The 14,148-nt window shown below is 37.6% G+C and carries 9 protein-coding genes; 2 read left to right on the top strand and 7 right to left on the bottom strand.

Annotated elements, in window-relative coordinates; genetic code table 11:
• Position 1: 1 nt before the first annotated feature.
• From EQG61_RS06900 to EQG61_RS06880, 5 genes are all read right to left on the bottom strand, one after another.
• On the bottom strand, positions 2-1,120 hold the full coding sequence (locus EQG61_RS06900; RefSeq protein WP_129461184.1) for an efflux RND transporter periplasmic adaptor subunit: 1,119 nt from the start codon (positions 1,118-1,120) through the stop codon (positions 2-4).
• A gap of 1 nt (position 1,121) precedes the next feature.
• Entirely contained in the window at positions 1,122-5,456 is a 4,335-nt protein-coding gene (locus EQG61_RS06895) for a CusA/CzcA family heavy metal efflux RND transporter (RefSeq protein WP_129461183.1), read from the bottom strand.
• Between the two features lie 59 nt (positions 5,457-5,515).
• Positions 5,516-6,814, bottom strand: a complete 1,299-nt coding sequence (locus EQG61_RS06890; protein WP_235829039.1) for a sensor histidine kinase — start codon at positions 6,812-6,814, stop codon at positions 5,516-5,518.
• Positions 6,815-6,899: 85 nt separating this feature from the next.
• A complete protein-coding gene (locus EQG61_RS06885; protein WP_129461181.1) occupies positions 6,900-7,787 on the bottom strand; it encodes a cation diffusion facilitator family transporter in 888 nt (295 codons plus the stop codon).
• 1 nt (position 7,788) lies between these two features.
• Positions 7,789-8,448, bottom strand: a complete 660-nt coding sequence (locus EQG61_RS06880) for a response regulator transcription factor (protein WP_129461180.1) — start codon at positions 8,446-8,448, stop codon at positions 7,789-7,791.
• 135 nt (positions 8,449-8,583) lie between these two features.
• Between EQG61_RS06880 and EQG61_RS06875 the strand changes: the two genes are divergently transcribed.
• On the top strand, positions 8,584-10,677 hold the full coding sequence (locus tag EQG61_RS06875) for an LTA synthase family protein (protein WP_129461179.1): 2,094 nt from the start codon (positions 8,584-8,586) through the stop codon (positions 10,675-10,677).
• Between the two features lie 2 nt (positions 10,678-10,679).
• Here the strand turns inward: EQG61_RS06875 and EQG61_RS06870 are convergent, their stop codons facing one another.
• Positions 10,680-12,716: a hypothetical protein gene (locus EQG61_RS06870; RefSeq protein ID WP_129461178.1), complete on the bottom strand. Its 2,037-nt coding sequence runs from the start codon at positions 12,714-12,716 to the stop codon at positions 10,680-10,682.
• 13 nt (positions 12,717-12,729) lie between these two features.
• On the bottom strand, positions 12,730-13,476 hold the full coding sequence (gene fabG / locus EQG61_RS06865; protein WP_129461177.1) for a 3-oxoacyl-[acyl-carrier-protein] reductase: 747 nt from the start codon (positions 13,474-13,476) through the stop codon (positions 12,730-12,732).
• 127 nt (positions 13,477-13,603) lie between these two features.
• On the opposite strand from fabG, the gene EQG61_RS06860 reads away from it, so the two are divergent.
• Positions 13,604-14,131: an RNA polymerase sigma factor gene (locus EQG61_RS06860; RefSeq protein WP_129461176.1), complete on the top strand. Its 528-nt coding sequence runs from the start codon at positions 13,604-13,606 to the stop codon at positions 14,129-14,131.
• The last annotated feature ends 17 nt before the right edge of the window (positions 14,132-14,148 follow it).

Below are 14,148 nucleotides of genomic sequence, written 5' to 3'. Positions count from 1 at the left end.
ACTAATTGATTAAATCAAATACTCCTTTGAGCAATACTTTGGAATCGGGTTTTATTTTTCCATCCACAGCAATCTCTTCAAAATCATCGGAAGAAGAACCTACAACAACTGGAACTTTAGTAAAATGAATTCCTTTACCATCTTCATGGTGAAATAAAAGTACGAAATATTTATCATTTTCTTTACCTAAAGCATCTTTAGGTACCGCATAACCTTTTTTACGATCCACCACAATATTGGCTTCAATAAACATTCCGGTCAATAATTTTTGCTTTACTTTTTCATCCAAATGGCCATGAACATTGGTGGTTCGGTCGGTTCCTTCAATCGATTTACCAATTAAATGCACCTCGCCTTCAAAAACTTCTTTAGAAGCTTCGGGTACTGTAAATTTGATCAATTGATTTTCTTTTACTTTTAAAATGTCTTTTTCAAAAACGCTTAACTCGATATGTAATTCCTTATTATCCACAATCTCCATCAACATTTCAGAAGGATTTACAGCCATACCCACAGCGGCATTGACAGTAGTGATATCCCCAGAAATAGGCGCATATAACGTAATTGTTGACGCAATTTTTCCTTTTTCAACTTGTCCTGGATTAATAGTCAACATCAATAACTTTTGACGTAACGATTGGTATTGTCCTAAAGCGGTTTTATAATCACTGTCCGCCTTTAGATAATTCTTTTGCGAAGTGATTTTCTCGTCATACAAGGTCTTTTGACGTGTATATTCCGATTTTAAATATTCTAATTGACGAGCAATTGTCAAATACTCTTTCTGCATATCCACGACTTCCGGACTTTCAATGGTAAGTAATGCTTGCCCTTTTGCCACTTTATCCCCGATGAGTAGGTTCGAACTCTTTACAAAACCCGAGATGAACGTGGTGATTTTAGCCCGATTTTTAGGCGGAACATCAATGCGCCCTGAGGCTTTCACAGCCACATCAAAATCCATCGCAATAGGCGTTCCCATTTCCATTCCCATATTTTCAAATTGGGCTTTGGTAACCGTTACATATCCAGAATCAACTGTAGATTCAGGCGCGGTTGCGGGTTCATTTTTACAACTTAAAGCAAGTAAACTTAACGATAATACAATATATTTTTTCATCTTATTGAAGTGTCAAATAAATTAATTGATAGTGAAGGGCATTGTATTGGTAAACAGCATTTAGGTATTCAGCTCGAATTCCGGTGGCATTTTCTAAACTGAGAATGTATTGAAAAAAGTCAATTTCACCATGCTTATAACTCATCTCGGCCACTTTGATAATTTCGTTGGCCAACTGGTTACCCGTTTCCTGGTAATACTGCATGGTTTTTTGATATTTATCTAATTCTTTTTTTCGAGAGATAATTGATTGTTCCAAACGTTGTAGCTCATTTTGCTTTTGGGATTCCCAACGTTGTTGCTCCAATTTTGCCACTTTATTCTTGGCTTGAATTGAACCATAAAACAAAGGAACTCCTAATCCGACTTGAAAACCATAAAGTGAAGTCGATAAACCATTATTTTTTCCTTGAAAATATTCCAAATTGAGATCGGGTAACCAACTTTGTTTTTGCAAATACACATTTTGGTCGTTTACTTTACTTATAGACTGGAAGTAAGATTCATAGACTTGCTTGTTTGAACTATAATCAACGGCAATAACCGGTTCTAATTTTTGGGTTTGAATAATAGGTTTTTCTTTGTCCTGAATGAAAGCGGCTAATCGGGCATAAGCGGCTTCTAAATCCAAATCCAATTGCTCGAGTTGTGTGTGAATTTGGCGAAACTTACTCTGCGCCGTGATTTTTTCCAAATAATTGCTTTCCCCCAATTCAAACTTTCTGCCACTGGCTTTGGAAAAATTTTGATACAAACTATCGAGATAACGATACATTTGTTTTTGATGGTTCAAATACACAATCGTGTTGTATAATTGGGCGACTTCTTGTGATAGCTGCAACTTTTGCAACTCCAATCCTGCTTTTTCTCGCTCATATTCAGCACGAAGCAATTTCTTTTGAGCACTGTATACTGTTGGAAAACTAAATTTCTGTTGGACTCCCACTACCTTTAGCGGTAAATTATTCAAAGCCAAATTATTCTGATCATAGCTGTAGTAAACATTGGTTTTATCAATAGAATAGGCCGTTCCTTGAGCAGCTTTCGCCTTTTCAATTCCGGTATTGGCCGCTTTAATTCCCAAATTATTTTCGGTTGCTTTTTGAATTAAACTTTCCAATTCCGTATTTTTTTGTTGGGCAAAAGTTCCCAAACTACTGAATAAGAAACCGAAAACAACAACTGCTGGATTGATTTTAAATTTGGCTTTTTTCCCTTCTTTGGAATCCAAAAGTTTATATAAAACCGGTAAAACAATCATCGTTAAAAGTGTTGCCGTAAACAAGCCACCTATCACTACGGTCGCTAATGGACGCTGCACCTCTGCTCCTGCCGAACCGGAAATCGCCATAGGCAAAAACCCTAATGCGGCCGCTGAAGCCGTTAACAACACAGGACGTAAACGGTCAGTTGTTCCTTTTTTGATTAATTCATCAATATCGGTCATGCCTTCGTGTTTTAATTCTTTAAAATGTTCAATTAACACAATTCCATTTAAAACCGCAATTCCGAACAAGGCAATAAACCCTACTCCTGCCGAAATACTAAACGGTAAATCCCGTAACCATAAAAATAAAATTCCTCCTACGGCTGATAATGGAATAGCCGAATACACCATTAATGCTTCTTTTACGGATTGAAAAGCAAAATACAATAAGACAAAAATGAGGAATAAAGCGATAGGCACAGCAATCATCAAGCGGGCTTTGGCACTTTGCAAGTTTTCAAACTGGCCGCCATACGTAATATAATACCCTTGGGGTAACTTGATTTTTTCGTTGATAATCTTTTGCACATCATCCACCACACTTTGCATGTCGCGGTTTCTAACATTGATTCCCACCACAATTCGGCGGTGTGTATTGTCTCTAGAGATTTTTGCCGGCCCTTCGGTATATTCAATTTTGGCCAATTGATACAAAGGAATCTGCTCACCACGCGGTGTGGTTACATATAGATTTCGCAAATCATCAATATTCTGACGTTTGTCTTTATCCAAACGGATGACCATATCAAATCGTTTTTCGCCTTCGAAAACAGTTCCCACAGTTGCTCCCGCAAATCCGAGTGCAATCATTTCATTCAAATCAGCTGTATTTAAGCCATAACGTGCAATTTTTGTGCGATCAAACTGCACCGACATTTGTGGCAATCCTTCTGTTTTTTCAACGATAATATCCGAAGCACCTTCGACATCTTTAATGGCATTTTTGATCTGCTCGGCGCGTTTAGCCAAAACATTCAAATCTTCTCCAAAAATCTTAATCGCCACATCACTTCGTGTTCCCGAAATCAACTCATTGAAACGCATTTCGATGGGCTGGGTAAATTCAATTTCAATATTCGGTATTTGCTTTTCAACGGCTTCTTTGATTTTATCCGCCAATTCATCTTTTGTCGATGCAGAAGTCCACTCCCCTTTTGGTTTTAATTTGACAATAATGTCACTTTCCTCCATACTCATCGGGTCGGTAGGTACTTCGGCAGCACCAATCCGACTCACCACTTGTTGGACTTCAGGGAAATTTTTCAAAATTGTCTTCTCAATTTGGGTGGTAATTTTTATGGTTTTGGATAACGACGTTCCGGTTTTTAATACGGGCTGAATCACGAAATCGCCTTCATCTAGGGTCGGAATAAATTCCCCACCCATGGTTGTAAACAATGCGATGGCAAACACTAACAAAGCCCCAGCACTATACATAACTTTTCGGGTATTCATTAAAGCCCACTTGATAATCGGTCGGTATAGGGCATTTAATTTATTGATCAATCGCACTGAAAAAGTATCCGTACGTTCTTCTTTTGCTTTTAAAAATAAAGAAGATACCACGGGAACATACGTAAAACAAAATAACATGGCGCCTACTAAGGCAAAGCTAAACGTCATCGCCATTGGTTTGAACATTTTCCCTTCAACACCTGATAAGGATAAGATCGGTATAAATACAATCAAGATGATCAACTGTCCAAAAACGGCTGAATTCATCATCTTTGAAGCACTTTTGAACGTGATTTCGTCTATCTGAATTTGGCGTTCTGATTTTGATAAATGATTTAAATGTTTGGCTTTGTGCGCAATTTGGAAAGCAATAAATTCCACGATAATTACAGCTCCGTCAATGATAATTCCAAAGTCAATTGCACCCAAACTCATCAAGTTGGCATCGATATTAAAAATATTCATGAACGAAATGGCAAACAACAAACATAGTGGAATCACTGAAGCGACCACCAATCCCGAACGCCAATTTCCAAGCAATAAAACCACTACAAAGATGACAATCAAACAACCTAAAATGAGGTTTTCAGCTACTGTAAAGGTTGTTTTTCCTACCAATTCTGAACGTTCCAAAACCGGATTGATATAGACGCCTTTCGGTAAGGTTTTTTGAATTTCGGCCACTCGGGTTTTGACATCATGGATCACTTGTTTGGAGTTTCCTCCTTTTAACATCATGATTTGTCCCATCACTTTTTCACCTTGACCATTTCCTGTAATGGCTCCAAAACGATTGGCACTTCCAAAACGAACTTGCGCTACATCATTAACATAGATAGGCAATCCGTTTTTATTGGCTACCACAATATTTCCAATGTCTTCTAGCGAACCAACTTTTCCTTCGCCGCGAATAAAATAACTTTGGTTTACTTTTTCAATATAGGAACCACCCGCAATACTGTTGTTTTTTTCCAATGCCATAAAAACCTCAGAAGTGGAAATGTTCATGGCTTTCAACTTGGATGTATTGATGGCTACTTCATATTGTTTCAAATAACCGCCCCAGGTATTGATTTCAACCACACCTTTAATTCCCGAAAGTTGGCGTTTAACCGTCCAATCTTGAATAGTTCGTAAATCGGTGGCGTCATACAAGTCTTGATAAGCCGGTTTGACTTCTAATGTATATTGGTAAATCTCTCCCAAACCTGTCGTAATCGGACCCATTTGTGGAGTTCCAAATCCGGGCGGAATATTTTCAGAAGCAGCTTTGATTTTCTCTGCGATCAATTGACGCGGTAAATACGTACCCATATCGTCTTCAAAAACGATGGTTACCACAGAAAGACCGAATTTTGAAACGGAACGAATTTCCTTCACTCCGGGTAAATTCGCCATTTCTATTTCAACGGGATACGTAATAAACTGCTCAATATCTTGGGTTGAAAGATTACGCGAAGTAGTAATTACTTGGACTTGATTGTTGGTTACATCTGGAACCGCACCGATAGAAATTTGAAAAACAGAGAATATTCCGAAGCCTAGGACTAAGGCGGTGAACAACAAAACGATTAACTTGTTTTTTAAGCTAAAGGCAATAATCTTTTGGAGCATGGCTACTAATTTATACTACAAAAGTAGGAAAGCTATTTTTGGATTAGTTTAAGATAGGCTTAATTTTCAAGAGGAAAAATCAAGCAAAAACGGGTTCCATGATTCACTTTTGAATCTACCATTACTTGAATTCCCAACACATCGGATAATCGTTTTACAATCGATAATCCCAGTCCGTTGCCCTTAATTTCAATTAAATCCAAGGTCGATTTGGTACGGTAAAACGAATTGAAAATTTTCTGCAGTTCGTCGGCGGCAATGCCCATTCCATTATCTTGAATTATGAGATGAATTTCTTGGGGTTGGGTTTGCATATAAAATGAAACTTCTCCTCCTTCTGGCGTGTATTTCAAGGCATTCGAAATAATATTATTCAAAATGATGGACAGAAAATAAAAATCGGAAACGACTTCAATATTTTGGGAGTAATGTTCTTTGATTTGAATTTTTCGTGATAAAATTCGTTCGTCAAAGCGTGACAAACACTCACTAATGGCGTTATTTAAACTTATTTTCTGAAGATTCAACGATTGCTTTTGATTTTCCAATCGGGCCAACAACAACAATTGATCCACCATTTTATTGATGCGATCCACTTCTTGAATACAATAGGCAATTTTCTGATTGTATTCGTCAACCGTACGGGGCTTTCGGGATAACACTTCCAAAGTGCCTTTAATCACCGCTAAAGGAGTTCGTAATTCATGCGAAGCGTCTGATGTAAATTGCTTTTCCCGTTCCACCGCATTTTCTATTCGATCCAACAAATTATTAATGGTTTGGGTCAAAATATAAATCTCATCCTTATTCTGCGGCAATTGAATTCGGGCATTCAAATTATCTTTTGAAATGGTATCCGATGTGGCAATGACATTTTGAATGGGACGAATGCTGCGACCAGCGATATAACGAGCAATAAGAAATAACAATAAAAGAATCGTGGGATAAGCAATTTCAAGAACAAAAAGCAAATTATTCATCACCAACATGGCGTCTTCAAGTGACATGGCCACAATGAGGTACCCTATTTTATCATCATTTTCAAAAATTGGAATTTGGATTTGTCGAATTTTATGATGGTCCAACTGACTGTCAAACAACACGCGGTCTTCGACATTTTTATTCAGTTTGATGGTGTGGTTTTTAAGGTTGGGCGATTTCTCGAATATTTTCCCGTTGACATCCGTAAATTGAACAAATACCGGATTTACATCCAAGGTATTGTGTTCCCGTTCCCTCCATTCTTCTTCGTGCACAATTTTGATTTCGCCATAATGAACTGAAATTTCAGTCATGTGCTTTTGTACTTCCGAATCAATATCGGTATCGACGTGTTGGTAAACACTAAATTTGACCATGTTATAAATCACAAAAAAAGCCACAAATACGAGTATTCCCGTGGTGAGAATATAGTATAAGGCAATCCTGTTTTTTATCGGACGGTTAAACATGATGGTCGTCGTTGTGGGGTTCGATATGAATTAACACATGACCGAGTTGCGGAATTTCATTTCGCAAAGTATCTTTCAACAAATGGGCGATGTCATGGCCTTGTTTCACTGTTAAATCCCCGTTTACAATAGCGTGTAAATCCACATGGTATTTCATTCCGGCTTTGCGAATAAAACATTTTTCTGTATCCAAAATTCCGGGAACCTTTAAGGATTCAATGCGAATTTCTTCCACCAAATCATCGTAAAAATGTTCGTCCATGATTTCGCCCAAAGCGGGACGGAAAATCAAATAACTGTTGTATAGGATAAAACCCGATGCAAACAATGCTGCCCAATCGTCGGCAGCCTCATAACCTGGACCCATGTAAAGCGCAATACTTATCCCAATAAAAGCGGCCACTGAAGTAATGGCATCACTGCGATGGTGCCAAGCATCGGCTTTTAAAGACGAACTGTGGGTTTCTTTACTTTTCTTTAAAACAATGCGGAACGAAACTTCTTTCCAGATGATGATTGCTCCTAATATAAATAAGGTAAAAGGCTTGGGTAAAGCATGGGGAGTACTAATATTATCAATGCTTTCATAAGCAATAATGGACGCTGATATCACCAAAAAAGCCACTACGATAAAGGTAACCAAAGGTTCGATTCGTCCATGACCGTAAGGATGATTTTCATCAGCGGGCCGACTCGCATACTTGAGTCCGAGCAACACCAACAACGACGCAAAAATATCCGTAGTGGATTCGATAGCATCTGCTATTAAGGCGTATGAATTCCCGAAAATTCCGGCCAACCCTTTGATTAACGCCAACGAAGTATTGCCAGCAATGCTGAAATAAGTGGTTTTTACGGCAGTTTCGGTATGTTGATTCATATTATTCGGCCATGTATCCAACACCACGAATGGTTTTGATGGATTCGTTATCTTTCGACAAATGTAGTTTTTTTCGAAGTGCATTCATAAAAACATCGATGACACCGGTATCGTATTCAAAATGAATGTTCCAAACTTCTTCGATGATTTGGTTACGCGAACACACTTTGCCTTTATTTTTAACTAAATAATGAAGCAACTCAAATTCCCGTTGGGTTAATGCGATTTCTTCTCCTTCTTGAAAAACTTTATAGCGTTGGGGTTCGATTCGAATAGTTCCTAATTCCAATACCGTTTGTTGTTGAGAATTACGAAAATGTACTTTGATACGTTCCAGTAATTCTTCAAAACTGAACGGTTTTTTGATATAATCATTGGCACCCGCTTGGAATCCTTCTAAGGTTTCTTGCAGTGTATCTTTAGCTGTCAAAAATAAAATTGGGGTAAGACTTCCTTTTTCGCGAATAGCTTTACAAACTTCGATACCCGACAATTTAGGCAACATCCAATCCAGAAGAATCAAATCAAATTTTTCAGAAAGTGCTTTTTCCAAACCGAGTTGTCCGTTTTGAGCATGAACAACGGCAAACCCCTCTTCTTCTAAACCTTGCTGCAAAAAAGAAGCAATTCCGATTTCGTCTTCAACAATTAAAATGCGCATACCATTCTTATTTTAAACAAAAGTACATATCCTTTTAAATCAATATAACATTGTCCATTTGAATTAAGGAAATATTAATCTAGAATGCTAATTGTAGCATTGGGTTTTGTTAAATTTGCAGTAAACCATTACTGTATGAATTTTTTTAGCAAAAAAGCACCGTTCTATTCCTTACTTCGTTTGTTCTTACTTGTTAGTATTGTAATGCGTGTCGTGTTGCTTTTTCATCCTATAACCCAATCGCATTTTAGTTTTCTCGATTTTTTGAAAATTTTCTTCTTTGGTTTTTGCTCGGATGCACTGGTTTTTGTAGTGGCTTCAGGATTTTTATGGCTGTATTTACTGACCCTTTCCAATCGAAAATTTGACAAGCCGAAAGGGTATCTGATTTTAGGATTTTGGCTTGCATTACTTATTTATGTAGCTTCCGGAAAATCAATTTTATCCGAGTACGGCGGTTCTTTACCCGAAATCGGATTGGCTTTTGTGGGATTAAAAACCGTTCTTTTTACACTATTGTTATTTTTATCCCAATACCGAAAAAAAATCCGTTTGGCACTGTATGCTTTCACCCTATTCCTATTTGTCCTGTTGATCATTCAAAATGCCATCAGTGAATTCTTTTTCTGGAATGAATTTGGCGTACGGTATAATTTTATTGCTGTAGATTACTTGGTGTACACCAATGAAGTCATCGGGAATATCATGGAATCCTACCCGGTAATTCCTTTGTTTTCAGGTGTCGGAATCCTTGCTTTTTTAGCGACTTATTATGTGGTAAAACAATCCAAAGGCTATTTGGAAAAATTACCCGATACCAAAACACATTTGGTTTCCGGCGGATTGTATTTGGCACTTTTTGGAGTGTCCTTATTTACGATTCCCCGTTTGGCCAAATTAGAGAATTCTGACAATGTGTTTACGAATGAATTGCAAGCCAACGGACTTTATAAGTTTTATGGCGCTTTTATGAATAGTGAATTGGATTTCAAAAAGTTCTACCAAACTTTACCCGATCAAGAAGCGTTAGCATTGATGCAACAACAAATCGAGAATTTGGAACCTGGCGTTTTTAGAAATGTAGCTTCAGATTCAACTGAATTGAAAAAAAATGTTGTTTTAATTACCATTGAAAGTTTTAGTGCTGACTTTATGCAACACTATGGCAATACGCAAAACATTACTCCTTTTTTAGACGAATTGAGTGAGAAATCGATGTTTTTTACCAATTTATATGCAGTGGGTAACCGAACCGTTCGCGGCTTAGAATCGGTGACCTTATGCCTACCGCCTTCCCCTGGAGAAAGTGTGGTAAAACGCAAAGACAATAAAAACAAATTCAGCACAGGAAGTATTTTTAATTCCAAAGGTTATACCGTCAACTATTTATACGGCGGTGATGCGTATTTTGACAATATGCAGGATTTCTTTGGCGGAAATGGCTATGGTATCATTGATAAAAAGGATTTTACTCCCGAAGAAATTACGTTTTCCAATATTTGGGGCGTATGTGATGAAGACATGGCCAAAAAAGCAATTGCTACGATGAACCAAGAAGCGAAATCGGGCAAACCGTTTTTCAACCATTGGATGACCGTAAGCAACCACCGTCCGTTTACGTATCCCGAAGGAAAAATCGACATCGACAGTCATTCCAAATCCCGAGAAGGCGGCGTAAAATATACCGATTATGCGTTGCGTCAATTTTTTAAAATGGCAGAAAAACAACCGTGGTTTAACAATACCGTTTTTGTTATTGTCGCTGACCATTGTGCATCAAGTTCGGGTAAAACAGAACTGCCTTTAAACAAATACCGTATTCCGGCCATGGTCTATGCACCAGGATTTATTCAGCCTCAAAAAGTTACCAAATTGGTTTCTCAAATCGATTTAATGCCAACTGTTTTGGGACTTCTTCATTTTAAATATCCTAGCAAATTTATCGGACAAGACGTTTTTGCTCCCAATTATAAAGAGCGCGCTTTAATTGCAACCTATCAAGATTTGGGCTTAATAAAGAACAATCGTTTAACCATTATTTCACCCAAACAAAAGGTGAAACAATTTGATTTAAAATTACAACCTGTGGAAGGTGTTGCCCCTGAATTTCAATTGAATTACGAAGAAGTTCCCGTGCAAAAAGTGGATGAAAAATTGGTGAAAGAAACCATTGCTTACTATCAGCTTACTACCGATATCTTACACAATAAACAATACCAAAAAAAATAGGATTACAACATGCCGTTGTATTTGCGGATGAACCATTCAGCTGCAAATAATCCGGTGATAATTAGCAATAAAAGTTTCCAATCGATTAAAGCTGATTTTTTCACCACTTCTTTTTGAATGGTTTTATAGGCTGGGTCTGCGACTAACTTTTTAATCAATACGTCAACTTGATTGGGAACATAAGCTGTACCTTGCGTATGGTTGGCCAATTGTTTTAATTTGGTTACATCGGCATTGACAAATTGTTTTTCAATATCAAAATCCAATACTTCAAAACTACCCGAATACGTGGAATTGGAATTGAGTTCCTTCACATTAAAGGCATATTTCCCCGGAGTAAGTCCGTCTAAATTGACTTTAAAACTGTTCGAACTCCGCACCAAATCGTATTGTTTGCGTTGTTTCGTTTGGGTATTGGTTAGGGAAATCGTCAAACGTGCTTTTTCATCCAACTCGTAATTCTTGTTGAAATATTGCGCTGTAATTTCGATGTTATCGCCAGAATTGTAAAACCGTTCGTGGTTGACAATAAGCGATTTTCTGCCATCATTAGAAGCTAAAAATTGGATGGTTTTGTCTAAAAATTGGTCAAACTTTTCAAATGATTTTTGTTCGACATACGAATGCGCCCGCCATTTCCATATATTTTCTCCCAGCAAAAGTGCGCCACGTTTTCCTTTTTGATCTGAAAAGACCCAAAGTGGCTCACCTGTTTCTATGCCTTGAACTCGGGATTCTAACAAAACCGAAGTTCCATCTTTTAAAGCTACATTGCCAAAAGGATTTTCCAAAGGAGGGAAATTTTCAAACCCGATATTTTCTACGGCAAACACATTGAAATCGGAATTGAATTGTGCCAAATAATTTTCCTTTTGATTGGACATGTTGCAATCAACCAGAGTTTGGTATTGATTTAATAAACCAAAATCGGTGGCATTTCCAGTGATGATAAAGGTATTTAATCCTAAATTTTTATTGGTCTCAAAAACCGATTTGAAACGAGCATTCGGTTGGTACAAAATCAACACATTGTATTTCCCTAAATCACTAATTTGATTTGGTTTAAGTACGGTTACTTTACGCTGTGCATTCGATTCAATACTTCGCTTTATTGCCCCCAAATCCGGATGCGGCATATCGGAAATCAAAGCCACTTCCGTCTTTTGATCGATAATTTCGACAGCAAACTTTTTGGAATTGTTGTAGGTATTCTTTTCCGAACTTTTGGAGGAAATTGTAGCGGTATAAATTTGCAAGCCCACTGCATTAGCAGGCAACAGCGCATTCACAATCTGTGCCCGTTTGTCAGCTGAAAACTGTACATTTTCTTTGACTAAAATGGAATTACCCGATTGAATGGAAAAAACAGCATTCATGGGTTGGGTTCCCGTATAATTCAGGAATACTTCAACGGGAAATTGGTTTTTATGAAACGCGTATTTGTTGACATTCACTTGTGCAATACGCAAATCCATGTACTGTGTCGTATCACCTACAATTAAAGGAAAAACTTTGTGATCCGCTTGAAAACCAAAAACAAAGTCGGAACCCGAAGTTTGGTTCCCATCGCTCAGCAAAACGGTAGTGTAAGGCAAATTTTTATGAATCGCATTGACATTGGAACCCACTTTATCCAATTGCGAAGCTTTTCCTTTAAAATTCAAATCGTTACTATTTGAAATCGGACGAAAATCGGCGTCAAAAGCATAGGATTGTACTTCAAATTTCTCTTGAAGTTGATCATTTTCAACTAACTTTCCATAAACTTCTTTTGCCGTTTTATCCGCTTTCAAATCAGCTATAGAAGCTGAGTTATCAACGACTAGGGCCAGTGGCGGTTTGTTGGTTTCGTAGGTGCTCCGACTCACAATTGGATTGATGAGTAGTACCAATATTCCAAAAATCGAAAGAAAACGCAAAAAAGCCAGAACACGCGTAATTTTACCCGTTGATCTGGCTTTGTAATAATAGTGAAAAAACGATAAACCACTTGCAACTGTTAAGGCAAGAATAAGGAGTAAAACCGTGTTTATCGTCATAAATTATAAAGTATTAGGTTAACATTCCACCGTCAACATTCATTACTTGACCGGTAACATAAGCACTCATGTCTGAAGCTAAAAACAAACAAGCATTTGCTACATCTTCTGGAGTTCCACCGCGTTTCAACGGAATAGAATCTCTCCAACCTTGTACCACGTCCTCGTTTAATTTGGCCGTCATTTCCGTTTCAATAAATCCAGGAGCAATCGCATTACAACGAATGTTTCGCGAACCCAATTCTAAAGCAACAGATTTAGTAAAACCAATCATACCGGCTTTTGAAGCCGCATAGTTGGCCTGACCTGCATTTCCTTTCACCCCAACAACACTACTCATGTTCACAATCGAACCTTTGCGGTTTTTCAACATGATTTTTTGAACGGCTTTGGTCATGTTAAACACTGACTTCAAGTTGATTTCGATTACTTTATCAAAATCCTCTTCGCTCATGCGCATTAACAAATTATCTTTCGTAATACCGGCATTATTAATTAAAATATCCACGGTGCCAAACTCAGCAATTACATCGTCTACCAATTTTTGAGCTTCGTCAAAATTCCCAGCATTGGATTGGTATCCTTTAGCTTTTACGCCTAATGCCGTCAATTCATTTTCTAAAACCAAAGCAGATTCAGCGGAAGAACTGTATGTAAATGCTACTTGAGCCCCGTGTTGGGCAAAAACTTTTGCAATCCCACTTCCAATACCACGACTGGCACCGGTGATGATTGCAACTTTACCTTCTAATAATTTCATATTTGGTGAATTTAGTTGTACTTTTTACGAAGTCCCAAATATAGGGAAATATTTAGCGCTGGAAAAAATCTTTAACGACGTCTAAACCTTTTTGAGTTAAATTAGTCGAACCAAAAAAGTGAACTGCATGAAATCGAATTCAATGCTTCTTGAAGAATTATACGGCCACTATGGAACTATGGTCTATAATTTAGCATTGAATTATGTACAAAATGTAGAAGATGCGGAAGAAATCACCCAAGATGTTTTTCTAGCGGTCTTCGATAATCTGAAAAATTTTCAGGAACAATCTTCCCATAAAACTTGGATATATCGTATTGCCATCAATAAATCCTTGGATTTTATAAAACACAAAAACAGTAAAAAGCGATGGTTTATATTTGGAGCAAAAGCGGATAATGAAGCGGTATTTGCACGGGTGTCCGACTTCAATCATCCGGGAGTTTTATTGGAACAAGAAGAAGCTGTAAAACAAATTTTTGAAGTGATCAATTCCCTTCCCGAAAATCAAAAAACCGCTTTTTTGTTGGCTAAGTTGGACGGACTATCCAATCCCGAAATTGCGGCGGTGATGGAGACTACGATAAGTGCCGTAGAGTCACTGCTGTTTCGAGCAAAAGGTACGTTAAAACAAAAATTAGAAAAAAATAATTGATTCGTGCAAGAATTTAA

It is taken from the genome of Flavobacterium stagni, from assembly GCF_004122105.1.
Taxonomy (GTDB): Bacteria; Bacteroidota; Bacteroidia; order Flavobacteriales; family Flavobacteriaceae; genus Flavobacterium; species Flavobacterium stagni.
The sequence above is the reverse complement of the archived record's forward strand: the minus strand, read 5'-3'. Positions and strand labels throughout refer to the sequence as shown.